Origin of the sequence: Bradyrhizobium sp. SZCCHNR1015 (assembly GCF_032489875.1) — a bacterium.
GTDB lineage: Bacteria > Pseudomonadota > Alphaproteobacteria > Rhizobiales > Xanthobacteraceae > Bradyrhizobium.
This window is the reverse complement of the sequence record NZ_JAUEYW010000004.1, coordinates 158869-183374: the sequence shown is the minus strand read 5'-3', so window position 1 is coordinate 183374 and position 24506 is coordinate 158869. Positions and strand designations below refer to the sequence as shown.

Annotated in this window: 19 protein-coding genes and 1 pseudogene; 9 read left to right on the top strand and 11 right to left on the bottom strand. The window is 66.6% G+C overall.

The window, feature by feature from the left end; genetic code table 11:
• Positions 1-125: 125 nt before the first annotated feature.
• Positions 126-437: a hypothetical protein gene (locus QX128_RS09285; protein WP_315801510.1), complete on the bottom strand. Its 312-nt coding sequence runs from the start codon at positions 435-437 to the stop codon at positions 126-128.
• A 285-nt stretch (positions 438-722) separates the two neighbouring features.
• On the opposite strand from QX128_RS09285, the gene QX128_RS09280 reads away from it, so the two are divergent.
• Complete coding sequence (locus QX128_RS09280; protein ID WP_316218212.1) at positions 723-2711, top strand: methyl-accepting chemotaxis protein; 1989 nt, start codon at positions 723-725, stop codon at positions 2709-2711.
• 81 nt (positions 2712-2792) lie between these two features.
• Here the strand turns inward: QX128_RS09280 and QX128_RS09275 are convergent, their stop codons facing one another.
• The 3 genes from QX128_RS09275 to QX128_RS09265 are packed head-to-tail and all read right to left on the bottom strand — an operon-like array spanning position 2793 to position 6596.
• A complete protein-coding gene (locus tag QX128_RS09275) occupies positions 2793-5057 on the bottom strand; it encodes a xanthine dehydrogenase family protein molybdopterin-binding subunit (protein ID WP_316237314.1) in 2265 nt (754 codons plus the stop codon).
• Positions 5047-6105, bottom strand: coding sequence for a xanthine dehydrogenase family protein subunit M (locus tag QX128_RS09270; RefSeq protein ID WP_316237313.1), 1059 nt, complete (start codon positions 6103-6105; stop codon positions 5047-5049). Before QX128_RS09270 ends, QX128_RS09275 begins: the two co-directional genes overlap by 11 nt.
• Positions 6102-6596, bottom strand: a complete 495-nt coding sequence (locus QX128_RS09265) for a (2Fe-2S)-binding protein (protein WP_316218216.1) — start codon at positions 6594-6596, stop codon at positions 6102-6104. Before QX128_RS09265 ends, QX128_RS09270 begins: the two co-directional genes overlap by 4 nt.
• A gap of 197 nt (positions 6597-6793) precedes the next feature.
• Between QX128_RS09265 and QX128_RS09260 the strand changes: the two genes are divergently transcribed.
• Together QX128_RS09260 and QX128_RS09255 are read left to right on the top strand one after the other, a co-directional pair.
• Entirely contained in the window at positions 6794-7375 is a 582-nt protein-coding gene (locus tag QX128_RS09260; protein ID WP_316237312.1) for a TetR/AcrR family transcriptional regulator, read from the top strand.
• Between the two features lie 15 nt (positions 7376-7390).
• On the top strand, positions 7391-7819 hold the full coding sequence (locus QX128_RS09255; RefSeq protein WP_316237311.1) for a hypothetical protein: 429 nt from the start codon (positions 7391-7393) through the stop codon (positions 7817-7819).
• 9 nt (positions 7820-7828) lie between these two features.
• On the opposite strand, the gene QX128_RS09250 is transcribed toward QX128_RS09255, so the two are convergent.
• On the bottom strand, positions 7829-8530 hold the full coding sequence (locus QX128_RS09250; RefSeq protein ID WP_316237310.1) for an alpha/beta fold hydrolase: 702 nt from the start codon (positions 8528-8530) through the stop codon (positions 7829-7831).
• 829 nt (positions 8531-9359) lie between these two features.
• Positions 9360-10160, bottom strand: coding sequence for an IclR family transcriptional regulator C-terminal domain-containing protein (locus QX128_RS09245; RefSeq protein WP_316237309.1), 801 nt, complete (start codon positions 10158-10160; stop codon positions 9360-9362).
• A 211-nt stretch (positions 10161-10371) separates the two neighbouring features.
• On the opposite strand from QX128_RS09245, the gene QX128_RS09240 reads away from it, so the two are divergent.
• From QX128_RS09240 to QX128_RS09225, 4 genes are all read left to right on the top strand, one after another.
• Positions 10372-11730, top strand: coding sequence for an aromatic ring-hydroxylating dioxygenase subunit alpha (locus QX128_RS09240; RefSeq protein WP_316237308.1), 1359 nt, complete (start codon positions 10372-10374; stop codon positions 11728-11730).
• Between the two features lie 289 nt (positions 11731-12019).
• The gene (locus QX128_RS09235) at positions 12020-13459 is read left to right on the top strand and encodes a glutamine synthetase family protein (RefSeq protein ID WP_316237307.1); all 1440 of its coding nucleotides are present in this window, start codon (positions 12020-12022) and stop codon (positions 13457-13459) included.
• Between the two features lie 290 nt (positions 13460-13749).
• Entirely contained in the window at positions 13750-15354 is a 1605-nt protein-coding gene (locus QX128_RS09230; protein ID WP_316237306.1) for a hybrid sensor histidine kinase/response regulator, read from the top strand.
• A 62-nt stretch (positions 15355-15416) separates the two neighbouring features.
• A complete protein-coding gene (locus QX128_RS09225; RefSeq protein ID WP_316237305.1) occupies positions 15417-16454 on the top strand; it encodes a magnesium and cobalt transport protein CorA in 1038 nt (345 codons plus the stop codon).
• Positions 16455-16616: 162 nt separating this feature from the next.
• On the opposite strand, the gene QX128_RS09220 is transcribed toward QX128_RS09225, so the two are convergent.
• Positions 16617-17900 carry a hypothetical protein gene (locus QX128_RS09220; protein ID WP_316237304.1) on the bottom strand — a complete coding sequence of 428 codons (1284 nt, stop codon included), beginning with the start codon at positions 17898-17900 and terminating at the stop codon, positions 16617-16619.
• A gap of 119 nt (positions 17901-18019) precedes the next feature.
• Between QX128_RS09220 and QX128_RS09215 the strand changes: the two genes are divergently transcribed.
• Together QX128_RS09215 and QX128_RS09210 are read left to right on the top strand one after the other, a co-directional pair.
• On the top strand, positions 18020-18748 hold the full coding sequence (locus QX128_RS09215; protein ID WP_316237303.1) for an SDR family oxidoreductase: 729 nt from the start codon (positions 18020-18022) through the stop codon (positions 18746-18748).
• Between the two features lie 205 nt (positions 18749-18953).
• Positions 18954-21029 carry a HAMP domain-containing methyl-accepting chemotaxis protein gene (locus QX128_RS09210; RefSeq protein WP_316237302.1) on the top strand — a complete coding sequence of 692 codons (2076 nt, stop codon included), beginning with the start codon at positions 18954-18956 and terminating at the stop codon, positions 21027-21029.
• Positions 21030-21479: 450 nt separating this feature from the next.
• Here the strand turns inward: QX128_RS09210 and QX128_RS09205 are convergent.
• From QX128_RS09205 to QX128_RS09190, 4 genes and pseudogenes are all read right to left on the bottom strand, one after another.
• Positions 21480-22025, bottom strand: a pseudogene (locus QX128_RS09205) (IS3 family transposase); the annotation flags it as partial.
• A 451-nt stretch (positions 22026-22476) separates the two neighbouring features.
• Complete coding sequence (locus tag QX128_RS09200) at positions 22477-22830, bottom strand: response regulator transcription factor (RefSeq protein WP_315801494.1); 354 nt, start codon at positions 22828-22830, stop codon at positions 22477-22479.
• A 187-nt stretch (positions 22831-23017) separates the two neighbouring features.
• A complete protein-coding gene (locus QX128_RS09195) occupies positions 23018-23704 on the bottom strand; it encodes a response regulator transcription factor (protein ID WP_315801493.1) in 687 nt (228 codons plus the stop codon).
• Positions 23685-24419, bottom strand: coding sequence for a sensor histidine kinase (locus QX128_RS09190; protein ID WP_315801492.1), 735 nt, complete (start codon positions 24417-24419; stop codon positions 23685-23687). The genes QX128_RS09195 and QX128_RS09190 overlap by 20 nt, the downstream gene beginning before the upstream one ends.
• Positions 24420-24506: the final 87 nt, after the last annotated feature.

Below are 24506 nucleotides of genomic sequence, written 5' to 3'. Positions count from 1 at the left end.
CGCAGCACACCGGCTTCCAACCCGACTTTCTCCGGGCAAAGGTTCTGGCGTAGTTAGCAATGCACTAACGAAGGCTGAACCGGGAGTTAACGCCGCGCCTTGCTGTGCCGTCGCGGCACAACCGGTTAAGGCGCGTTAAGGGCTCGATGCAGATCCGCGACTGCGTCGCGCAGCTGCTCGCGATGAACGATGTCGTCCTTGGGCATCGAAGCGATGCCGGCGGCGAGCTCGCGAAGAATCCCGGCGAGCAGTCCAAAGTGCAGATGCATGCGGATCGATTTTCGGACGTCCTCGGGGCCGGGCCGCTCCAGGGTCAATGCCAGGCCGGATGATTCGAGATGGGCTTCGAACCGCGAGGAATGCTCGAACGTGCCGGCATAGAACTTGTCGGGATATTCGAGCGCGATCTCGGCCTTGTCCGGGATGGGTTTCGACATGGTGGCTCCTGCAGCAACGACGCTTGAATGTTCGCAGATCCACCTCCCGCCGCCTTGCGCCAGGTCAGAGTGGGAGGAGCGCCTGCATCCCCGGCCGAACGGGCTGCACCGCATTTCTACGGGGGCGGAAATTTACCTTCCCTGAGAAAAGGTTGTGCACGCTGATCAAATTAACGACTCGATGCCGGTCGTTCCGGACCGACCATCTCCATGCAAGCGAACGGAGAGGGCTCCGGCGGGACGACGGCGGGTGCAGTCCACGCTCCAGCGAAATGTGCCGCCGCCATGAAGATGCGTCTCTCCATTTCCACGTTCATTGCGGCTTTCGGCCTCGTGCTCGCACTAGGCTTCGGTGCGGTCGTGCTGACCAGCGCCTTTGCGCTGCGCGAGCTCAAGGTCGGCGGGCCGCTCTACGACAAGATCAAGCTCGGCAATGATCTGGTGGCCGACATCCTGCCGCCGCCTGAATATGTGCTCGAGGCCTATCTCGAGGCGACCCTCGCACTCCGGACGCCGAAGGATCTCGACACGCATGTCACGAAGCTGGCGCAACTGAAGAAGGACTATGAGGATCGCAAGACGTTCTGGACCGGCTCGGCGCTGCAGCCTGATCTGAAATCGCTGCTGGTCGAACGATCGGACGGCGAGGTCCGGAAATTCTGGCAGGCCCTGGAAGCCGAGTTGATCCCGGCGCTGCGCTCCGGCGACATGGCGAAGGCCGATGCCGCCTATGCCCGGCTGGCCGACGCCTACGCCGCCCACCGCGCGGTGATCGACACGCTGGTCGACAAGGCGAACAAGTTCAATTCGGACATGGAGGCGACGGCGGCGACCCAGGACCGCAGCATCTCCATCATCGTGTGGAGCGTATCAGGCATCGTTCTGGCCCTGGTCGTCGCCGGCATGTCGGGTCTGGTGCTCGGCGTCGTCCGTCCTCTGTCGCGCATGACCGGCCTGATGCGGCGGATCGCCGAGGGCGATCTGTCGGCCGATATCTCCTATTCCGAACGCGGCGACGAGATCGGCGCGATGGCGGGCGCGCTGAGCATCTTCAAGACCAACGCGCTCGAGAACGCGAGCCTGCGCGACAGGCAGGAGCGCGATCGCTCGGCCGCCGAGGAGCACAAGAAGCGTGCCATGCTCGACATGGCCGACGTGATCGAGCGCGAGACCGAGACGTCCGTCGAAGCCGCGGCCGGCGCATCGCGCCAGGTCGAGGCCGTGGCCGCAGGCCTCTCGAAACTGGCCGAGGAGCTGTCGACCGATGCGCAATCGGTGGCCGCCGCCTCGGAGCAGTCGCTCTCCAATGCCCAGACGGTCTCGTCGGCAGCCGAGCAACTGAGCTCGGCGATCCGCGAGATCTCGAGCCAGGTGGCGCGCGCCAGCACGATCACCAAATCGGCGGTGACCGGGCGTGAGAAGGCCAAGAACACGATGCTCTCCTTGTCGACGGCCGTGGACAAGATCGCCGAGGTCTCCAACCTGATCGGCGGCATTGCCGAGCAGACCAACCTCTTGGCGCTCAATGCCACCATCGAGGCCGCGCGCGCCGGCGATGCCGGCCGCGGCTTTGCCGTGGTTGCGGCCGAGGTCAAGTCGCTGTCGGATCAGACCGCCAAATCGACCGAGGAGATCTCGCGCCTGATCGGCGAGGTACAAACCACCACGCAGGCCACCGTCGACGTCGTCGAAGGCATCGGCAGCCAGATTTCCGAGATCGACGAGGTCGCGGCCTCGATCGCTGCGGCGATGGAGGAGCAACACGCGGCGACCCAGGAGATCAGCCGCTCGGTCCAGTCATCGGCCAGCGCGGCGCGCGACGTGTCGTCCAAGATCGGCAATGTCGGCAGGGATGCCGGCATGGTCAACGATCGGGCCGCCGAGGTGCGCAGCGCCATCGGCTCGGTGGCGACGGGCCTGACCTCGCTCCGCGCCACGCTGGTGAAGGCTGTGAGGACCGCGACCGCCGAAGCCGACCGCCGGCAGTCGCCGCGGATGAAGTCGACCCTGCCGATCAAGGTCGTCGACGATCGCAAGGGCGTGGTGAAAGCCGATCTGGTGGATATTTCCGAGGGCGGCGCCTGGTTCCGGTTCGACCCCGAGCCGGGCATCGGCGATCGCGGCGTCATGGAGTTCAGCGGCTTCGATGGCCGCGTGCCCTATCGGGTCCGCGCCCGCGACAAGGACGCGCTGCATGTCGAGTTCGACGCCAGCCAGAACCGCGAGGCGTTCCTGGCCTGGTTCAGGCGGACCTTTGCGCGGCAGGCGGCGTAAACGAAGCGAGGTCGCTGGCCTCCGCTCTCGGTCAGGAGAACGGAGGCATTGCTTCGAACGGGTTTCGTTGCCGCGCTCACGTCATTGACGCGAGACCAGATCGCTGATCCGCACCGGAAACCGCCTGATGCGGATGCCGGTCGCATGCGCCACCGCATTGGCGACTGCGCCGGCCGAGCCGGTGATGCCGATCTCGCCGACGCCCTTGATGCCGAGCGGATTGACGAACGGATCGTGCTCCTCGACCGTGAACGCCTCGATCGCCGGCACGTCGGCGCTCACCGGCACGTGATACTCGCCGAGATTGGCGTTCATGATGCGGCCGGTGCGGCGGTCGGTGACCGCCTCCTCGTGCAGCGCCAGCGAGATGCCCCAGATCATGCCGCCGACGAGCTGGCTCTTCACCAGCTTCGGGTTGATGATCCGCCCTGCCGCGAATGCGCCGACCATGCGAGTCACCCGGACCTGGCCGAGATCGGGATCGACCTTCACCTCCGCGAAGACCGCGCCATGTGAATGCATCGCGTATTGCTCGTTGGCGGCAGGGTCGGGCATGCCGCTGCCGGAGCCCTCGACCTCGTCGAGGCCGGCGCGTGCGAGGATGTCGGCATAGCTCTCGCCGCGGCCCTCGTCGTCGCGCCGGAGCAGCCGGCCGTTGCGCGCGATCACGCCGGCATTGCCGGCGCCGAACAGCGGCGAATGCTGATCGGAGGTCGCGAGCTCCGCGAGCCTGGCGATGACGGCGGCGCCGGCATTGTGGATCGCCGTGCCGACGGTCGCGGTATGTGCCGAGCCGCCGGCGATGCCGGCATCCGGCAGGTCGGAGGTGCCGGCCTTGAACGTCACCTGATCGAGCTCGAGCGCGAGAGAATCCGCCGCGACCTGCGCGAACGCGGTCCAGGCGCCCTGGCCCATGTCGTGCGCGCCGCTCTCGACCACGCCGGTGCCGTCGCGCCGGATCACCGCGCGGGCCTGGGCTGCAAACATCAGCGCATGGAACGTCGCGGTGCCCATGCCCCAGCCGACCAGGAAGCCGTCTCTGTCGCGCATCATCCGCGGCTTCAGCGGCCGATCCCACCAGCCGAACCGCTCCGCGCCTTGCGTGTAGCACTCGCGCAGCGCCTTCGACGAGAACGGCTTGCCGGTGGCCGGCTCGACCTCGGCGTAGTTCTTGACGCGAAATGCCAGCGGATCGAGGCCACAGGCTTCGGCCATCTCGTCGACCGCGCTTTCCAGCGCGATCGATCCCGGCGCGATGCCGGGCGCTCGCACGAACAGCGGCGTGCCGGTGTCCATGCGTACCGCGTCGTAGGTGGTCGCGATCGCCGGCGCGGCGTAGAGCGTGTGCGTCACATGCGCCGCGGCTTCATAGAAGTCCTCGAAGCTCGAGGTTGCGATCCTCGCGTGGTGACGGATCGCCGACAATTGTCCGGTGTTGCTGGCGCCGAGCTGCAGCGTCTGCCGGGTCGGCGAGCGATGGCCGAACGGGCCGTAGAGCTGCTCGCGGCGCGCCACCAGCTTCACCGGCCGGCCGACCATCTTCGCGGCGAGGATGCCGAGCACCTGCGGGCCGGCCATCAGGCCCTTGCCGCCGAAGCCGCCGCCGAGATAGGGGCTGCGGATCAGGATGTTGTCCGGCGCGATGCCGAACAGCTCGGCCAGGCGGCCGCGCATCATCACCAGGCCCTGGGTCGGTGTGTCGATGATGAGCCTGTCGCCCTGCCACTCGGCGACGATCGCGTGCGGCTCCATCGCGTTGTGATAATGCGGCGGAGTCTCGTAGATCGCGGTGATCTGCTTGTCGCTGCCCGCCAGCGCGGCCTCGATATCGCCGTGATGGCTCTCGGCGGGAAACCCCATGCCGACGACAGGCGGCACATAGGCGTCAGCGGCATCGAGACCGATGCGGGCCGGCTCGGCCTCGTAGCGCGGCGACAGCAGCGCGGCGCCCTCGGTCGCGGCTTCCAGGCTTTCGGCAATGACCAGCGCGATCGGCTGGTTGGCGTAGCGCACACGGTCGTTCTGCAGCGCCTCGAAGCGGAATGCGAACGGGTTCGGCTTGCCGTCGGGATCGGCGTGCAGCGGCGGCCGGTTGGCGGAGGTCATCACCTCGACGACGCCGGGATGAGCCTTGGCGGCGTCGACGTCGAGCGTGATGACGCGGCCGCGCGCGATGCTGGAGACGGCGAGCACGGCATAGAGCAGGCCGGGCGGATTGTTGTCGGCGGCATAGCGCGCCGTGCCGGTGACCTTGGCACGGCCATCGACGCGCGACAGCGGCTGGCCGACGTTGGAGCCGTGTCTGACATGGGCGGGATCGCGGGAGGGATTGAGCTCAGGCGTCATGAAGTGCTCCTGGAACGGCGGAGAAGGGAGAGGCCGGCAGCGCCGGCACGCGCGACGGCGTGCCTTGGCTCGCGGCTTGCAGCGCGCGCACGATCAGGCTGCGCGCGAGAGTGATCTTGTGGGCGTTGTCGCCGGATGGCTTTGCATCGCGCAGCGCGATGTCGGCAGCGTGCTGGAATGTATGAGGCGTAGCCGGCTGGCCCGCGAGCAGCGCTTCGGCCTGGTGGGCGCGCCACGGCTTGGCAGCGACGCCGCCGAGCGCCAGACGTGCGTGCTTGATCGCGCCGTTCTCGATCACGAGACCGGCCGCGGCGGAGACCACGGCGAACGCATAGGAATTGCGCTCGCGCACCTTCAGATAGCGCGCGTGCCTCGCGAACGCCCGCGCCGCCGCGGGCAGCCGGACCGCGACGATCATCTCGCCCGGCGCGAGCACGGTCTCGCGCTCCGGCGTGGTGCCGGGGAGCAGATGCAGCGCCTCCAGCGCGACCTCGCGCCGGCCGGAGCCGCCTTCGATCTCGACGATCGCATCGAGCGCGGCGAGCGGCACGCAGAAGTCCGAGGGGTTGGTGGCGATGCAGGCCTCGCTCCAGCCGAGCACGGCGTGCTGATGGGTGTCGCCGCCGCGCGCGTCGCAGCCTTCGCCCGGCGTGCGTTTGTTGCAGGCCGAGGCCGGATCATAGAAATACGCGCAGCGTGTCCGCTGCAGCAGATTGCCGCCGACGGTGGCCGCGTTGCGCAACTGCGCCGAGGCCCCCGACAGCAGCGCTTCGGCGACCGCCGGGAAGTCGCGCGCGAACGCCGCGTCATGCGCGAGGTCCGCATTGCGCACCAGCGCGCCGATCCGGACGTCGCCATTGCCTGACGTCTCGATCCGCGTCAGCTCCTTGATCTGCGAGATGTCGACCAGCCGCGCCGGCCTGATGACATTGCCCTTCATCAGGTCGAGCAGGTTGGTGCCCGAGGCGAGATAGGCGGCGCCGGGCGCGCTGGCCGCTACGATCGCCTCCGCGACCGTCGACGGCTTCACATAGTCGAACCGGTTCATGCCGCGCGCTCCTTGTCCTCGGTGAGCGTCGCCTGGGCGTCGAGCACGGCCTCGACGATGCCGACATAGGCGCTGCAGCGGCACAGATTGCCGCTCATGCCTTCGCGCACGCGCTCCGGATCGCTCCCGGCCTGGCCTTCGTTGATGAGGCCGACCGCGCTCATGATCTGGCCGGGCGTGCAGAAGCCGCATTGCAGGGCGTCGTGGGCGATGAAGGCCTCCTGCACCGGGTGCAGCTGGTCTCCGTTGGCAAGCCCCTCGATGGTGGTGACGGCGGCGCCGTCGAGGCTCAAGGCCAGCGTCAGGCAGGAGTTGATGCGGCGGCCGTCGACGAGGACGGTGCAGGCGCCGCACTGGCCGCGGTCGCAGCCTTTCTTGGTGCCGGTGAGATGGAGGCGCTCGCGCAGCAGGTCGAGCAGGGTGACGCGGGGGTCGTCGAGCGCAAGGGTTCGCGGCTCACCGTTGACGGTGAGTCTGACAGTCCGATTCATGCGTTGTTCCGATCGAAGCGATGGCCTAATCGGATCGCAGCGGGCACCGCCTTACGGGCGGTGGTCCGTCCAGATCCAGCGACCGCGGGACGACGAGCTGAGGAAGGTTGGCTGTCCCGGGTGGCAGGTCTATTTATACGGAGGGTTCCTCCGTTTAGCAAGAGGACATGAACGGTCCGTCATCAAGAGCTGGTGAGATGGAGACGAAACCACAAGAGCGCCATCGCAAGCCGCGCGCCGATGCCCAGCGCAATCGCGAACGGGTGCTGGAGGCGGCCAAGGCGGTGTTCAGCGTCGGCGGCGCCGAGGCGAGCCTGGAGGCGGTGGCGCGCCAGGCCGGCGTCGGCATCGGCACGCTGTATCGTCATTTCCCCACCCGCGAGGATCTGTTCGAGGCGGTGTACCGGCGCGAGGTCGAGCAGCTTGCCGAGCTGGCGGAAGAGCTCAAGACCGAGCCGTCCGCGGTCGAGGCGCTCCGGCGCTGGCTGCGCTCGACGGTGCAGTTCGTCGCCACCAAGAAGGGCATGATGGCGGCGCTCGCGATTGTCATGAACGCGAACTCCGAGCTCGCCGCCTATTCGCACGGCCACCTCACCCGCTCGATCGGCGCGCTGCTGGCGCGTGCCGTCGCGGCCGGCGAGATCCGCAGCGACATCAGCGCCGACGACGTGCTGCGCGCGCTGATCGGCATGTGCTACATGCACGACCAGACCGGCTGGCAGCAGAGCGTGCTGCGGCTGCTGGATGTGTTCGTGGATGGGTTGCGGGTGCAACGTTGATGGCTCGAGGCGCGAATGATGCGAATCGTCGTCATCCTTATCGCCCTCATCGCACTGGTCTGTTCGGGCGAGTGGGTCTATCGCAGCTTCATCCGGCCCATCGATCCAATGCCTCCCGAGATCGTCGCGCTTGCCGACCATTTCGATCGGAATGGCATCCAGGTCTCTCCCTACGCCATCCGGCACGGCTTCAGACATTCAGAGGTCGAGGCCGTCGCCGCCTTCAAGGTTGCGGAGCTTCCGATCCCATTTGTCGTGTTTGTTTGTCCGGACAAGCGATCGGCGGCGGCCCAACTTGATGCCCTTAGACGCGATGGCGAGACGCGTGCCGGACAGAATGGCCGCATGGTGCTGGAACTCGGCCTGTGGGCTGAGGACGCTCAGGATCGCGCCCTGAAAATCATCGAACTATTCAATGCGTTCGACGGCTCGCAGGGGTCCTAACCGATCCAATCAGCCCCTGAGCCATTCCATCAGCGCCTGCGCCGTCTCCTCCGGCTGCTCGGGCTGCGGCAGGTGGCCGCAATTCTCCAGCACCACCAGCCAGCTGCCGTCGATGCCGTCGGCCATCTCCTTCGACAGGCTGTTCGGGATGGTGTTGTCGGTGTCGCCCGTCAGCACCAGGGTCGGGCAGCGGATCGCGGTCAAGGTCGGCCGCGAATCCGGGCGCGACATGATCGCCGTCAGCTGCCGGATGAAACCGATGACGCCGACCTCCTCGGCCATGTCGTGCACGAGCTGGCGCAGCCGCGGATCGTCCTGGCGCGACGGATGGACGAAGCCTGCGAACAGCTCGTCGACCACGCCGTGGTAGTCGCCCTCCTTGGCGCGGGTGATCATGGTGCGGCGGCGGGCACTCGCCTCCGGCGTATCCGGCCGCGCCTGGGTGTTGATCAGCGCCAGCCGACCCACGCGCTCCGGCGCCTGGCGCATGATCTCGAGCGCGATGTAGCCGCCCATCGAATGTCCCGCGAGCGCGAAGCGCGGCGGCGCCTCGGAGAGGATGCGGCGCGCGATCGCGGCCATGCTGTCGTCGCGGACGTGGTTCGCCACCATCACCGGCCCGAGCCGCCACAGCGCCGGGATCACCGGCGCATAGATGCGGGGCGACGAGATCAGGCCAGGCACCAGCACGAGCGGCAGCGCATCAGTCATGGGTCTTCCCCCCGGAAACGGCGTTCACCTGCATGTCCGGGTGTCGTCCGCCCGGCATGCCATTTACGCGCGAGAGGCGGCCGATGTCCAACGATGTGCTGCGGCTCGCGCCCGGCGTCCCAGGGCGACGACCTCGTCCTCAGCCTTGTCCTGGCTCATCCTGCGCCTCTTCGCGACAGTGGATGGCCAGCCGGATGATCGCTGTGATCGGGGCGCACGCGATGCTGCTTGGGCCGCGGCGCCTCTGGCTTTCGTGATTACGGCGTCATTCGCGGCAATCTGGTGGCGTCGTCCGCAATTCGCGCGCGAGGAAGGGGGCTAACTACTTCCGCTCCGGATCATGCCACCATCGCATGCAGCGCGATGATACCTGGATGGATCGTCAATCGTGGCAAACGAGGTCGGGCGTCACGATAATATCACGTAATGGGCGTGGGGCCCGGCGTCGCAAGGCCTGCGACCACAACGATTAGTTCGAGCGGCTGGTAACTTCACGTGGCTGTTGACGCCCGGCGCTCTCGTTCCGTCGCGGCGATGAATTGATAGCACCGGGCTGTCGGCGATGACATCGGAGCGATCGTCGCACCCGGAGGAAACATATCCGCGCGAAGTCTAGCTCTTGCCGGAGCAGCGCGGGCCGACGCTGTTGATGCAACGAGAGACGACTGCTCGCTCGGCAGCAGCGGGGACGCGTCCGGCGACGTCGCTGCCGGATGAAACAGTGGCACTCGCGGCAGCGAGGTCGATGCGAAGCTTAAGGTGCTGTGGCCCAATGCGCGAGCACGAGCCGGCACGGCTGCAGCCGAGCCCGGTGCCTCTTGTCGAAGGATCAGACGAGCAGTGGCTGCGCCGTGGCGGCGAGCTTCTTCAGCAGCGGCAGGAAGCGCTCCTTCATCTCGTCGAAGCCGATGCGATCGACGTGGCCGCCGATGTTGGCGGCGGCGATGATGCCGCCGTCATAGCGGCGGATCGGCACGGAAATCGAGCGGAAACCCTCCTCCGCCTCGCCGTCGACGAGCGAATAGCCGTCGTCCCGAACGGCCGTGACCGACGCGATCAACGCGTCCTTGTCGGTGATCGTCTGCGGCGTCATCTCGGTCAGCGTCATGCGCTCGACGGCCTGGCGCAACTGATCGTCCGGCATCCGGCTCAGCAACACGCGGCCGACCGACGTGCAGAACGCCGGCAGCCGATAGCCGATCTCCAGGCCGGTGGAGAACATGCGCGCCGGCGTCGCGCGCGCGATGAACACGACCTGGTCGCCGTCGAGGACGGCGAGAGAGCAGACCTCGCGGGCCTCGCCGGCCGTGCTGTCCATCAACGGCTGCATCACGCTGTTGACCTGGTTGGAGGCGAGATAGCTGGAGGCCAGCAGCAGCACGCGCGGCGTCAGCGAGAACAGCCGGTCGTCGCCATGGACGAAGCCGGAGGCTTTCAGGGTCAGCAGAATCCGTCGCACCGTGGCGCGGGCGAGGCCGGTGAGTTCCGCCGCCTTGCTCAGCGTCATCGGCCGGCCCTCGCGGCTGAAGGCTTGTATCACCCGCAGGCCGCGATCGAGCGCTTCCACGAACTCGGGACCGTCGCCCCGAGCCTGCTTCTTCTCCTCATCAGTGCGCTTCAGTTTCGGCATCGGCCTGACATGATCCGCTGTTGTTGTTTTCGGCCGCAGTGAAGCTGCAGTCCGTTGGCCCCTCGGCTTCGGTTGTAGCTTTTTCACTTGCGCTTCTCCCCACTTAAAGCGAATCTAATCTGGGCGAACATGTGTTCGTCTAGCGAACATTATTAGATGATCGCGTGACGCTCAACGCCCGACTTGCGACGGAACAGGAGAGACGGCCATCATGATGAGCCAGGAGCAGAACGACCTGATCACGCGCGTCGGACTCGGCGCGCCCGCCGGTAAACTAATGAGGATGTACTGGCAGCCGGCCGCACTGGTCGATGAGCTCGCAGGCGAGCGCCCGGTGCGCGCGGTGAAGCTGCTCGGTCAGGACTTCGTGCTCTTCAAGGATGCGCAAGGCCGCTACGGACTACTTGATCGCGATTGTCCGCATCGCGGCGCAGATCTCGCCTTCGGACGGCTGGAGAACGGCGGCTTGCGTTGCGCCTTCCATGGCTGGCTGTTCGACGCTGACGGCAATTGTCTGGAGACGCCGGCCGAACCGGCCGGCTCGCCGCTGTGCAAGAACGTCAAGCAGCGCGCCTATCCCGTGATCGAGAAGGGAGGCATCCTCTGGGCCTGGCTCGGCGATGGTGCAGCCCCGGCGTTTCCCGATCTCGACTGCTTCACCGCGCCCGACGCCTACACCTTCGCCTTCAAGGGCCTGATCGAGTGCAATTGGCTGCAGGCGCTGGAGGTCGGCATCGACCCCGCGCATGCCTCGTTCCTGCACCGCTTCTTCGAGGACGAGGATACGTCGACCGCCTATGGCAAGCAGTTCCGCGGTGCCTCCGCCGACAGCGAGCTGCCGATGACCAAGGTGCTGCGCGAGTACGATCGTCCGATCATCAATGTCGAGCGTACCGAATACGGCCTGCGCATCATCGCACTGCGTGAGATCGATGCCGAACGCACCCATGTCCGTGTCACCAATCAGCTGTTCCCGCATGCCTTCGTGATTCCGATGAGCACGGAGATGACGATCACGCAGTGGCACGTGCCGGTCGACGACGAGACCTGCTACTGGTACGCGATCTTCACCAGCTATGGCGCGCCGGTGGATCGGGCGAAGATGCGGGGGCAGCGGCTCGAGCTCTATGAGCTGCCGGACTATCGGTCGCGCAAGAACAAGAGCAACGATTACGGCTTCGATCCACGGGAGCAGGCGACCGCGACCTACACCGGCATGGGCAACGACATCAACGTGCACGACCAGTGGGCGGTGGAGTCGATGGGCCGGATCCAGGACCGCACCCGCGAGCATCTGGGCCAATCCGACAAGGCGATCATCCAATATCGTCGGCTGCTGCGCGAGCAGATCGAGAAGGTCGCGAGCGGCGAACCGCCGATGCTGTTCCTCGATGCCGCCGGGGCCCGCAGCGTGCAGGGCCCGGCGACGATGGACGGCATCGGCCCGACCCGCGGCTGGGAGACCTACTGGATGGAAGTCGACGTCCGCCGCCGCCGCAACGCCCCCTGGGCAGCGCCGGTGCCGGCGGATATCGTGCGTCTCGCGCCGCATCTGAGCGCGGCGGAGTGATGGCAGGCGTGAGCGGGCATTTGATTGGGGGCCGTCGCGACGAGCAGCCTTGTCAATTAATCACTCCGTCATGCCCGGGCTCGTCCCGGGCATCCACGCCGTCCTCAGGATGCCGAACGACGTGGATGGCCGGGACAAGCCCGGCCATGACGACGTGGAGACAGACGGGTGCTAAACTCCGATCTCTACATGCGGTGACTTGGCCGCAGGCGAGGAGAGGCCGGGACCGAGCCAGCCGCACCGCCGCGGACTCGATTGCGCAATCAGTCATGCTCATCAGGAGCCATCGTTGAGTTTCGTCGCCAAGCATCAGTTGTGGACCGCCGAGCAGGCCGAGGCCGCAGTGCGCATGCGCCGCCTCGCCGAGGAGCACGGCCTCACCACCATCCGCTTCTCGTTCCCGGACCAGCACGGCATCCTGCGCGGCAAGACGCTTACTGTCGATGCTGCGTTGTCCTCGCTCGAGGACGGCTGCTCGATCACGACGACCCTGCTCGCCAAGGACACCTCGCATCGCACCGTGTTTCCGGTGTTCACCGCCGGCGGTGGCTTCGGCATGGCCGAGATGCAGGGCGGCAGCGATGCACTGATGGTCGCCGATCCCACCACGTTCCGCGTCCTGCCTTGGGCGTCCGGCACCGGCTGGGTGCTCTGTGATCTGTACTTCGCCAACGGTGCGCCGGTCCCGTTCGCCACGCGCAATCTCTACCGGTCGGCATTGGCGACGCTCGAACAGCGTGGCTATCAGTTCATGGCAGGCCTCGAGGTCGAGTGCCACATCTTCAAGGTCGAGGATCCCAGGCTCGCGCCCGGTGATGCCGGCTCGCCCGGTCAGCCCGGCGTGCCGCCGACGGTCAGCCTGCTGACCCAGGGCTATCAATATCTCACCGAGCAGCGCTTCGATCAGATGGAGCCGGCGCTCGAGATCATCAGGGCCAATCTCGTCGCGCTCGGCCTGCCATTGCGCTCGATCGAGCTCGAATATGGCCCGAGCCAGTGCGAATTCGTGCTGCAGCCGGCGCTCGGGCTCGCGCCTGCAGATACGATGGTGCTGTTCCGCAGCGCCGTGAAGCAGATCTGCCAGCGCCACGGCTATCACGCCACCTTCATGTGCCGGCCGCGCATCCCCAACGTGATGTCGTCGGGCTGGCATCTGCACCAGTCGCTGGTGGCGCGCGACGGCGGCAACGCCTTCATGACCGAGGATGCCGAAGGTCTGTCCGCGCTCGGCCGCCACTACATGGCGGGCCTGCTCGCGCATGCGCGCGCCTCGGCGCTGTTTTCGACGCCGACGATCAACGGCTACCGGCGCTACCGCGCCTATTCGCTGGCGCCGGACCGTGCCATCTGGGGCCGCGACAACAGAGGCGTCATGATCCGCGTGCTCGGCGGCCCCGGCGATCGCGCCACGCGCCTGGAGAACCGCATCGGCGAGCCCGCCGCCAATCCCTATCTCTACATGGCGTCGCAGATCGCAGCCGGCCTCGATGGCATCGACCGCAAGCTCGAGCCGGGACCGTCGGCCGATGTGCCCTATGAGACCAAGGCGAGCCTGCTGCCGAAATCGCTGCGCGAGGCCGTCGATGCGCTGAGGGACGACGCGTTCTTCCGCCAGGCGTTCGGTTCGACCTTCGTCGACTACTACACCTTCATCAAGAACGCCGAGCTCGAGCGCTTCCAGGCGGAGGTCTCCGACTGGGAGCAGCGCGAATATTTCGAGATGTTCTGACGGCGATGCACCGCCTCACCGGCTGCGCACCAGCCCGCCGTCGACCTGGTTGTTTTGCCCGGTGACGTAGGCCGCGGCCCCGCGGCGCGGGTATTTCCGTATCCGCCGGATTCGTTCCCGCGCCGCCGCGTCGCATTTTCGTGAGTCCCGTGTCCGTTATTCCGCGCGCAAGCAGGCCTGCGGGAACCCGATCCCATCCAGCGGCATATCGAAGGAGGCGTTGCACAACTCACGCCGGTGCCGGCGCGACCCCGGGCATGTCATGGCGATGGAAGGTGGAGCAAGGAAGCATGTTGGAACACAGGCCGCAGCGCGATCGCGCGATTGTCGACAGCGGCGATGCATCCGATCTGTCGTCTGAGCGCCACGACATCTTCTTCGCGGCCGTCGAGACCACGCGGATGCCGATGATCGTCACCGATCCGCGCCAGCCTGACAATCCGATCCTGTTCGCCAACCGGGCGTTCCTGGAGATGACCGGCTACGCGCTGTCCGAGATCGTCGGAGCCAATTGCCGTTTCCTGCAGGGGCCGGACACCGACCGCGACACCATCGCGGCGATCCGCACCGCGATCGCCAACCGCCAGGACATTGCGGTGGAGATCATCAACTACCGCAAGAACGGTGCGGCGTTCTGGAATGCGCTGTTCGTCAGCCCGGTGTACAACCGCGACGGCGAGCTGGTGTATTATTTCGGCTCGCAGCTCGACGTGTCGCGCCGCCGCGACGCCGAGAGCGCGCTGGTGCAGTCGCAGAAGATGGAGGCGATCGGCCAGCTCACCGGCGGCATCGCGCACGACTTCAACAACATCCTGCAGGTGATCATCGGCTACACCGAGACGCTGCAGGGCGCCGTCAGCGAGCTTGCCCCGCGGCACCGCCGCGCCGTCGAGAACATCCGGGCGGCCGCCAACCGGGCCGCGACCCTCACCCAGCAGCTGCTGTCGTTCGCGCGCAAACAGCGGCTCGACAGCCGGCCGATCAACCTCAACAACATGATAGAGACCATGGTGCAGATGGCGCGCCACACGCTCGGCGACAGCGTGCGCATCGTCGTCAAGGCGCAGCCCGGCCTGTGGAACAGCCGTGTCGACCAGACCCAGGCGGAGGTCGCGCTGCTCAATCTGTTCGTCAACGCGCGCGATGCGATGCCGCACGGCGGCACGTTGACCATCCGCACCGAGAACAAGGAGATCGCGGAGGAGGACATCGTGCAGTTCGGCGTGCCCAAGGGCGGGCGCTATGTCGCGCTGAAAGTGTCCGACGACGGCGTCGGCATTCCGCACCACATTCTCGCGCGGGTCGCCGAGCCGTTCTTCACCACCAAGGAGGAGGGCAAGGGCACCGGGCTCGGCCTCGCCATGGTCTACGGCTTCACCCGCCAGTCCGGCGGCAGCACCTATATCTACAGCGAGGTCGGGCAGGGCACGACTGTGCAGCTGCTGTTTCCGGCGACCGAGCAGGCGATCGCTGCGCCGTCGATCCGGCCGCAGATGGCGATGGACCGCACCGGCAGCGAACGCATCCTTATCGTCGAGGACCGCCATGAGGTCGCCGAGCTGGCGCGCTCGATCCTGGAGGATTTCGGCTATCGTACCGAGGTCGCGGCCAATGCGCATGCCGCGCTCGAGCTGTTGGATTCGGAGGTCCGCTTCGATCTGCTGTTCACCGATCTCGTGATGCCCGGCGGCATGAACGGCACCGTGCTGGCGCGCGAGGCGCGCAAGCGCCAGCCGAAATTGAAGGTGCTGCTGACGACCGGCTATTCCGATGCCGCGGTCGAGCGCGCCGACGCCAACATCGGCGAGTTCGAGATCATCAACAAGCCGTACCGCCGCACCGATCTGGTCCGCCGCGTCAGGCAATTGCTCGACGGCCCGACCGGCGTGACCTGATGCGACGCTTGACCAGGCGACTCCTCGCATCGAAAGTCGGGCTGGAGAGCGGAGATCCAACCATGCGTCACGTCACGGTGCAGACACCGGCCGATGCGCCAGTCCTTCAGCCCCGCGGTGAGCCACGGGAACTGGGCGTGGTCGCAGCCGGTGCCTATGCCAATGGCCGCCGCGTCGCCGACATTCAGATCGAGGACGCCGGCGCCTGGAGCAAGCGGCCCGGCCACGTGGTGTGGATCGGGCTGCACGAGCCCGACGCGGCGCTCCTGCAGCGCGTGGCGGACCAGTTCGGCCTGCACGAGCTCGCGATCGAGGATGCGTCGAAGGCGCATCAGCAGCCCAAGGTCGAGCGCTACGGCGATGCGCTGTTCGTCGTCGCCCGCACCGCGCAGCTCGTCAAGGAGCACATCGTGTTCGGCGAGACCCACATCTTCGTCGGCCCCGGCTTCGTGGTCTCGGTGCGCCACGGCGCCTCGACCTCCTATGGCGCGGTGCGCGAGCGCTGCGAGAGCTGCCCGGGCTCGCTCGCCAAGGGCGAGGACTACATCCTCTATGCGATCCTCGACTTCATCGTCGACAACTACCGGCCGGTGACCGAGAGCATCATGGCGGAGGTCGAGACGCTGGAGGAGGTGGTGCTGCAGCGGCCGCTGGCGCGCCACGAGGTCGACCGGCTGTATCGCCTGCGGCGCGACCTGCTGCGGCTGCGCCGCGCCGTCGGCCCCGTGGTCGACGTCTGCAAGCGGCTCGAGCATGTCGACAACGTCGCGATCGATGCCGAGATGGCGCCGTTGTTTCGCGACGTGCTCGACCACGCCAAGCGCGCCGAGGAGGATGCGGATTCCCTGCGCGAGATCCTCGCCTTCGTGTTCGAGGCCAGCATGATGGCCGGCCAGGCGCAACAGACCGACATCGCGCGGCGGCTGGCCGCCTGGGCAGCCATCCTCGCGGTGCCGACCGCCGTCGCCGGCATCTACGGCATGAACTTCGAGCACATGCCGGAGCTGAAATGGCAATACGGCTACTACGCCGTGCTGGGCTTCATCGCCGCGGTATGCAGCGTGCTGTACTGGCAGTTCCGCCGGCGCGGATGGCTGTGAGGAGACGGCCGCCGGTCTCTCCTCGCGAAGCGGGTTCAGCCACGTGCGCGCGGTACGTAGGCGTTGCTCCAAATCCCCTGCGCCGAAGCCTCCGGGCACGACGCGGCGCGTGTGACATCGAATTGGCGTTGAGGGAGCAACGCGCGTGTCATGGCGCTGCGGTCACGCCGCGGCGGATCGCCCGGGATGTGCGGACCACCACGCGGCGATCGCGTCCGTCAGTTCGTCCCAGATCGCGGTCGGCAGGTCGGGCACGGCGACGCGCACGCTGTAGCGATCCGTGGTGGCGTCGTGAAACCATTCCGTCGCAGCGAAATCGAAGCCGAAGCTGCCGGCGTGGCGGATCGGCAGCCCGGCGCGCCGGAGATCATCACTCATGGCGGTTGCGGCTTGCCGGGCGGTGGCCTCGTCGAGCGGCGCGCGACCGGCGAGCGTGACGTAGAGGCCGTGCGCGAAGTCGAGCTCCGCGGTCAGGCCGCGCAGCGTGGTCGCGAAGTGGCGCCGCGCCCGCCGGCTGTTGCGCAGGATGGCGGCCACGCGTCGCGCGGTCAGCTCGCGATAGGCCGGCAGGCCGACGTAAGGCGGGAAATGCGCCGGCAGCGCCGCGCCGCCGAGCAGCCTGACGGCGTTGCGCGTCTCGTCCGGCAGCGCCCGAAGCACAATGCGGCCCGCGGCGCCGGCCTTGCTCCAATCGGCGAAAGCGACCGAGCCGAGCCGGCCATATTCAGCGCCGAGCGAGTCGAGCTTGGTGTGGCTGCGCACCATCACGACCGGCACGTCCCAGCGCCGCGTCCAGGCCAGCACGCGGCGAATGCGGCCGGAGCCGTTGGCAAAGCAGGTGGTGTCGAAGATCAGGAGATCGATCGCCGGGCGGTCGCAACCCAGCACGGCTTCGAAGCGCGGCGCGGTCGCGCTGGAATCGATCAGCAGCAGCCGCGGCGCGGGCGAGCGCTGCGCCAGCGCGGCGGCCAGGTCGCGGGTCAGCGTCACCGGGCGCAGATGCCGCGCATGCGCCGCGACCAGCTCCTGCGTCTCGCCATAGGAGCCCGGCAGCATCAAGAGGTCCGCCGTGCCGAGAACGGGCCGCGTCGCCAGCAGCAGTGCCGCGATCGCCGCCATGCCGGAGATGGTGTAGATGGTGTCATGGCGGCTCTCGCCCGCCGCGTAGAACGACGGCCCGCGCACGTCGAGATCGGCGCGCTGATAGTCGTAGCTGAAGGCGAACGGGCCGGCGCGATGATCGTCCGCATCCGCCCAGGCCGTCTCTGTCGCGGTCCAGTCGCTGAGCGCGTGCTCGGCCTTCAGCGCGGCCGTGAGCTGAAACTTGCGCCGGATGACCTCCATCACCGAGCGCGGCGCCGGCAGCGCATGCGGTCTCCGCAGGCAGCAATTCAGAAGCTGCAGCTCCTGATGCTTGCGGGCGAGATAGGCTTCGATCGTCTCCATCGGGCTCTTCATGGGTGATGCTGGCGGCCGGGATGCAACGCGTGGGGATCGCGATGGGTCCAACGGAGTGCGGCAACGCGGCGCGGTTTGCTGTAGTCTGGCCGGACAAGGAGGAGACGATGGGCAGGGAACTCGAAGGCAAGGCGGCGGCGGTCACCGGCGCGGCGTCGGGCATCGGCCTGGCCAGCAGCGCGGCGATGCTGGCGGCCGGCGCGCGCGTCGTCATGATCGATCGCGACGCCGCGGCGCTGGCGAAGCTGCGCGAGACCCATGGCGACGCCGTGATCCCCGTGGTGATCGACCTGCTCGATCCCGCTGATTGCGCCACCCTTCTGCCGCGCGTCCTCGATGCGGCCGGACGGCTCGACATCCTCCACGCTAATGCCGGCAGCTATCTCGGCGGCGATCTCGTCGACGCCAGGACCGACGCGATCGACCGCATGCTGAACCTCAACGTGAACGTCGTCATGAAGAATGTGCGCGACGTTCTCCCGCACATGATCGCGCGCGGGTCGGGCGACATCATCGTGACCAGCTCGCTCGCGGCGCATTACCCGACGCCGTGGGAGCCGGTCTATGCGTCGTCGAAATGGGCAATCGACTGCTTCGTGCAGACGGTGCGGCGCCAGGTGTTCAAGCACGGCATCCGCGTCGGCGCGATCTCGCCCGGCCCGGTGGTCACCGCGCTGATCGCCGACTGGCCGGCCGAGAAGCTGAAGGAGGCGCGCGAGTCCGGCAGCCTGCTGGAGCCCTCGGAGGTCGCCGAGGTGATCATGTTCATGCTGACCCGTCCGCGCGGCATGACCATCCGCGACGTCGTGATGCTGCCGACGAATTTCGATCTGTAGGACCGTCCAAAATTTCCCGAGCTGGACTCAGCCCCAAGTCGTCGCCGCGCGTCAGGACATTCTTCGAGCGGGGCGGGATGACCTGTCCGGCGCCCGTGTCTCCGATCAAGGACGCGCGACGTCTCCGTGGAACTACGGGGGTCGAATTAAGCGCAACCTTAATCATACGGAACCTAGCGTGAGCCCGCGCAATCCGGGGGCAATAATGAAGATCGGCCGACTTTTCGCAATTTCCATGCTGTCGGTGACGGCTTTGGCCGTCCTCCCTTCTGCTCAAGTCGTGATCGAGCAGGTCAGGGCTGTCAGCAACAAGGCCGAGGCGATCAAGACGGTCGAGGCGTTCGGCGCCGTGCTGCTCTACGCGCAGGACGTGGTCGGCCATCGCGCCCCCTACATCACGCCCATATTCCAGGATTCGCCCGCGACGCCCGCGCAGCTCGAAGGCGTGCGCAAGATCAGGCAATCGGCCGAGGCATCCTTCGCCAGGGCGCGCGCGCAGCTGGCGAACGTCTCCAACAGCGAGGCGATCACACGCAGCCTGGACCAGGCCTCGTCCAAGCTGAACGAGATCCTCGCCAAGGTGGACCCCACGCTGACCGCGCCGCTGAACGCGCGTGATCCGGCCGTCATCAAGAGCTTTCTCCCCGGGGTCACCCAGGTCGCCCTGGCGATCGAGCCGATCCTGAACCAGCTGCAGAACCGCATCGCCAATGCCGACGCGTCGCTGACGACGCTGCTCGACGTCGCCCGCACCGCGCAGGACCTGCGCGTGACCGCCGGCGGCCGGGCTGCCGCGCTGTCGCCGGCGCTCAGCGCCCGCCGCGCCGTCACTCCGGCCGAGAAGGCGGCGATGGACCGCGCCCAGGGCCGCACCGAGGCCGACCGCGAGCGCCTGGATGCCGGCATCGACCAGCTCGGCAATCCGGAGCGGCTGCTCGCGGCGTTCAAGGAGGCGCGTGACGCCTATTTCGGGCGCGCCGTTCCGATCGTCGACAAGGACATCGCAGCCGGGCTCGGCGATCTCAACTACGCCCTCACCGCCGACAGCCTGGCCGAGGCGGTCGTCCCGGCCGTGCAGAAGTTCTTCGTCGTGCGCGACGCCGCGATCGGCGAGGCCCGCGACCGCGCCGTCGCGGCGCGCGATGCAGCCTATCTGATGCTCGCGCTGGCGACGGCGGTGGTCGCGGCGCTCGCCGGCATTCTCGTGTTCGTCACCCTGCTGCTGCGCCGCCGCGTGATCAACCCGATCGTGACCCTGACCGGCCTGATCGGCGAGATGGCGGCCGGCCATGACGACGTGGCGATCCCGACGATCGATCGCGACGACGAGATCGCCGCGATGACCGGCTCGCTGCAGACCTTCAAGGAAGCGCTGCTGGAGAAAAAGCGCGCGGAGCAGGCGGCCGCGGCCGACGCGCAGGCCAAGATCGAGCGCGGCCAGCGCGTCGAGCGTTTCACCCGCGAGTTCGAGATGGCGATCGGCGAGGTCGTCGGCATCGTGTCGTCAGCGTCGGCCGATCTGGAGCGCTCGGCCTCGTCGTTGACGACGACCGCCGGCCGCTCGCTGGAGCTCGCCACCGTCGTCACCCAGGCGTCCGAGGAGGCCTCGACCAACGTGCATTCGGTCGCCGCGGCCGCCGAGGAGATGAGCTCATCGGTCACCGAGATCAGCCGCCAGGTGCAGGACTCCGCACGCATCGCCAACGAGGCGTTGGCGCAGGCGCGCAAGACCAACGACAACGTCGCCGAGCTCGCCAAGGCCGCCGCGCGGATCGGCGACGTCGTCGAGCTGATCAATGCGATCGCCGGCCAGACCAACCTGCTCGCGCTCAACGCCACCATCGAGGCCGCCCGCGCCGGCGAGGCCGGACGCGGCTTCGCGGTGGTCGCCTCGGAGGTGAAGGCGCTGGCCGAGCAGACCGCCAAGGCCACCGGCGAGATCGGCCAGCAGATCGGCGGCATCCAGGCGGCGACCCAGGAGTCGGTCGGCTCGATCAAGGAGATCGGCGAGACCATCGCCCGGATGTCGGAGATCGCCTCAGCCATCGCCTCGGCTGTCGAGGAGCAGAGCTCGGCGACGCGCGAGATCTCCCGCAACGTCCAGCAGGCGGCGCACGGCACCCAGCAGGTGTCGGCGAACATCGCCAGCGTCCGGCATGGCGCCGACGAGACCGGCTCGGCCTCGTCGCAGGTGCTGTCCGCCGCGAAGTCACTGTCCGGCCAGAGCAGCCGCCTCCGCGACGAGGTCAGCCGCTTCCTGGACTCGGTGCGGGCGGCGTGAGGGTGCATTATGCGTGGCCTCGACGAGGGCCGCGCACCGCCACCCGATCGCAGCTGCTGCAGCCCGCATGAGCGCAAGCGACATGCGGGGCCAGTCTCCTCAGATATCGGTGCCGCTCATCCGGGCTACAGCTACTCAGATCTGCGCTGCTGCCGATGCTCCGCGATCGGACCGATCGCGCCCTTTGTTCTTCTCGGCTGCCCCATTCTCCCGCGAACGGAATCCATAACCCCAGGCGGCGAGACAGGTTCAACTGAATTGGACCCCACGCACGGGACCATGGATCGCCGAAATTAAGGTGTGATCACGCCTGCCTTGTCGTTCAAATCAAGCAGCTTCCTGCTGCTGCGTCTGGGCCTGCTGTGGGGATGTGGGCAACGCGTTTGCGTTGTCAAAGCGAAGCGGCATATCCACAGTCTGGGCCGCCTCGATCACATCCATGCCGGCGCGCCATGCCGCCATGGGAAACTGATTGTTCATCGCCTGGTGCGGGCGGCGATGATTATAAAAGGTCATCCATGAGCCGATGCCGTCTCGCGCTTCGCGCCCGTCAGCATAGGCTTTCAGATGCACTTCCTCATACTTGATCGAGCGCCACAATCGTTCGATGAAGATGTTGTCCATGAAACGGCCGCGTCCGTCGATCGAAATCGCAATGCCTGCAGCCTCCAGCCTGCCGGTGAAGGCTGAGCTGGTGAACTGCGCGCCCTGATCGGTGTTGAAGATCTTAGGCCGGCCGTGCCGCGCCATCGCCTCGTCGGGCGCAGCGATGCAAAAGCCCGTATCCATCGTGTTCGACAAGCGCCACGCCAGCACCGCCCGGGTGGCTCAGTCGATGATCGCCACCAGATACAGGAACCCCTGCGCCATCGGAATGTAGGTGATGTCGGCCGCCCAGACGTGATTGGGCTCGGTGATGCTGACGCCGCGCAGCAGATAGGGATGGATCTTGTGGCCGGAGACGGCCTTGCTGGTGCCGGGGCGCGGGACCAGCGCCAGTACCGTTAACGGACCGCCGGACAATGGTTGAAGTTTCCGATACAGCTGCTCTTTGAGTTTTCCTTCCAACCCTCTCCCTTTGAGGGGTTTCCAAGACATGTCTTGCAAGAAGTGGTCGACGTCGTGCCCTTGCAACCTAGGTTTTTGTAGCAAGTGCCCGCATGGACGGTCCAAGGAATGAAAACAATCGCGACTATTGCGGCGGCGGTGCAGATATTTCTCATCGTTTTTTCCCATTTGAAGCGGTGATGGTCTCGATCGAGCCGATAAGCGAAGGGCTCGACCAGCATTTCGGTCGTCAAAGCGGGCACGACATTGGTAGCTACCAATGCTAACGCTGGAGACTTAAACCGACATCGGGGTCGCACCCCGTTTTCGCATTGGGAGAATCCCCCATGGGCCGCCCAGCTTCGCACGCGTGAACTTGCCGGACGCAGGCGGGCATGGATCAAGGCGCCGGTGCGCCGTAAGGGTCGCCGAGCAGCACGCTGCGGATCGCCACCAGAAGGTCTTCCGTCATCTCCCGCTTGGCGACGTAGCCGTCGGTGCCGGATTCGAAAGCGCGGCGGACGTATTGCGGCGAATCATGCCTGTTCAATCCAGGTAGCGGCAGACGAACAAAGCGCGCGCGAACGTCTCTCACCAGATCCAAACCATTGCTATCGCCAAGGAACAGATCGACGATCCCTAGATCGGGTTTCGTGGCCGCGATGGCCACGAGCGCATCCCGTTGGATGGCCGCCAAGGCGCATACGACAAGATCGGGCTCAGCATTGATCAGCGCGGTCAGCCTGCGCCGCATCAGGGGTGACTGTCCACAATGAGCAGACGCCGCTTGCGCCGTGCCGATCGCGCAGTCCGCTTTAGCACCATGGACCAGACCGCGTGTTCGGCCGTCGCGCTTGCCGGAAAGCGGCTTGGTCGAGAAGTCATCGGCGCCATGGCAGACGTGTATGACACTAACCGCGCACTTGGGCGAACTTTATGACTCAACCCAATCGGGCGATTGTAACCCATTGAGCCGCGCGTTGGGCGAGTTCAGCAGCCGATTCGATCGCCAGCTTATTCTTGATGTGCTCAAGATGGGATTCTACCGTTTTGACGCTGCGGTTCAGTAGACCAGCGATCTGCCGCGTGGTTCGGCCCTGACCAACGAGCCGAAATACCTGCAATTCGCGATCGCTCAGCGTGCGCACCGGCGAGGCGGCCTCGAGCGGTCGCGCGCCGACGCATCGTTCAGCCAGCCGCCGCTGCAGAGCCTCGCTCATGTAGGTCTCGCCTGCAAGCACCCGACGAATGGCAGCGATCACGGTCGATTCGAGCTGTTGTTTGGTGACATAGCCGAGGGCGCCGGCGCAAAGCGCGCGCTCGGCGAACACCTCTTCGTCGTACATCGAAAGCACCAGCGAGCGAACGCCGGGATGACGCGCCTTGATTTCCTTGACGAGGTCTAGGCCGTCCTCGTCGCCGAGAGCAAGGTCTACGATCACCAGATCAGGGCGACTGATCGCGATGGTCTTGAGCGCGGCCACGCGCGTACCGACCGCGCCGTGAACGGCGAGGCCATTTTCCGCCTCGATGAGGGCGATCAACCCGCGGCACAGCACGGGATGATCGTCGACGACAAGCAGCCTCTTCCGCACCGCGTCCGCGGCTTCAGCCAGGCAAGTGGGCATCGCCGATACTTTCCTGCCGTTCGTAATTCGATAACAGCGGAAACGCGCACGCAACCATGACGCCGCGACGGGCCTGCGGCTCCACAGTGAGAGAACCGCCGATCGCCCGCGCGCGGTAGTCCATGGTATAAAGCCCGATGCCGTCATGATCGCGCCATTTTTCGGGAAGCCCGACACCGTTATCCCGGATGCTCAATAGTCCCGAGCCTGCAGTGCACGCCAGACGGATCTCGATTTCGTCGGCTCGGCCGTGGCTGACCGCATTGCGGACGGCTTCTTGGGCGATGCGCACGAGGTGGCTCGTGGTTTCGCGGCCAAGATCGGGACAAGGGTTATCTTCCACAAACGCACAAAAGGCGCCATGAGCGGCGCTGACGTTGCGGGCGAGGCTCTCAAGGGAGCCGACAAGATCCGCGCTATTCAGACCGATCGAGCTGAGCCCACGAGCGAGGTCACGCGCCTCGCCGATGGTCTCGTTCAGCAATCGTACGAGTTCGGCCGCGGCCGCGGCGGGACTCGGTTGGCCACTCGCCGCCAAACTTCGCCACAGCGCCGCAGCTAGCGCCGCTAAGCCGGCGAGCGATTGGCAGAGCCCGTCGTGGAGTTCACGCCCGATGCGCTGCCTCTCGCGAGAGGCAATCGCAAGAACTTCACGTTCAAGAATTTCTTGTTGCCCAATATCGCGAGTTATGGCTTCGATCTGCTCCCGTTGCATCGAAGACCAGCCAGGTTTTCTCGTGACTAAGATACACCCTTAGGATGTATCAGCAGTATGATCGAGTCAACTTCAAAGATCGATTTA

Coding starts and splice junctions, on each gene's coding strand:
- QX128_RS09285 (WP_315801510.1), bottom strand. CDS start 437: ATGTCGAAACCCATCCCGGACAAGGCCGAGATCGCGCTCGAATATCCC.
- QX128_RS09280 (WP_316218212.1), top strand. CDS start 723: ATGAAGATGCGTCTCTCCATTTCCACGTTCATTGCGGCTTTCGGCCTC.
- QX128_RS09275 (WP_316237314.1), bottom strand. CDS start 5,057: ATGACGCCTGAGCTCAATCCCTCCCGCGATCCCGCCCATGTCAGACAC.
- QX128_RS09270 (WP_316237313.1), bottom strand. CDS start 6,105: ATGAACCGGTTCGACTATGTGAAGCCGTCGACGGTCGCGGAGGCGATC.
- QX128_RS09265 (WP_316218216.1), bottom strand. CDS start 6,596: ATGAATCGGACTGTCAGACTCACCGTCAACGGTGAGCCGCGAACCCTT.
- QX128_RS09260 (WP_316237312.1), top strand. CDS start 6,794: ATGGAGACGAAACCACAAGAGCGCCATCGCAAGCCGCGCGCCGATGCC.
- QX128_RS09255 (WP_316237311.1), top strand. CDS start 7,391: ATGATGCGAATCGTCGTCATCCTTATCGCCCTCATCGCACTGGTCTGT.
- QX128_RS09250 (WP_316237310.1), bottom strand. CDS start 8,530: ATGACTGATGCGCTGCCGCTCGTGCTGGTGCCTGGCCTGATCTCGTCG.
- QX128_RS09245 (WP_316237309.1), bottom strand. CDS start 10,160: ATGCCGAAACTGAAGCGCACTGATGAGGAGAAGAAGCAGGCTCGGGGC.
- QX128_RS09240 (WP_316237308.1), top strand. CDS start 10,372: ATGATGAGCCAGGAGCAGAACGACCTGATCACGCGCGTCGGACTCGGC.
- QX128_RS09230 (WP_316237306.1), top strand. CDS start 13,750: ATGTTGGAACACAGGCCGCAGCGCGATCGCGCGATTGTCGACAGCGGC.
- QX128_RS09225 (WP_316237305.1), top strand. CDS start 15,417: ATGCGTCACGTCACGGTGCAGACACCGGCCGATGCGCCAGTCCTTCAG.
- QX128_RS09220 (WP_316237304.1), bottom strand. CDS start 17,900: ATGGAGACGATCGAAGCCTATCTCGCCCGCAAGCATCAGGAGCTGCAG.
- QX128_RS09215 (WP_316237303.1), top strand. CDS start 18,020: ATGGGCAGGGAACTCGAAGGCAAGGCGGCGGCGGTCACCGGCGCGGCG.
- QX128_RS09210 (WP_316237302.1), top strand. CDS start 18,954: ATGAAGATCGGCCGACTTTTCGCAATTTCCATGCTGTCGGTGACGGCT.
- QX128_RS09200 (WP_315801494.1), bottom strand. CDS start 22,830: ATGCGGCGCAGGCTGACCGCGCTGATCAATGCTGAGCCCGATCTTGTC.
- QX128_RS09195 (WP_315801493.1), bottom strand. CDS start 23,704: ATGCCCACTTGCCTGGCTGAAGCCGCGGACGCGGTGCGGAAGAGGCTG.
- QX128_RS09190 (WP_315801492.1), bottom strand. CDS start 24,419: ATGCAACGGGAGCAGATCGAAGCCATAACTCGCGATATTGGGCAACAA.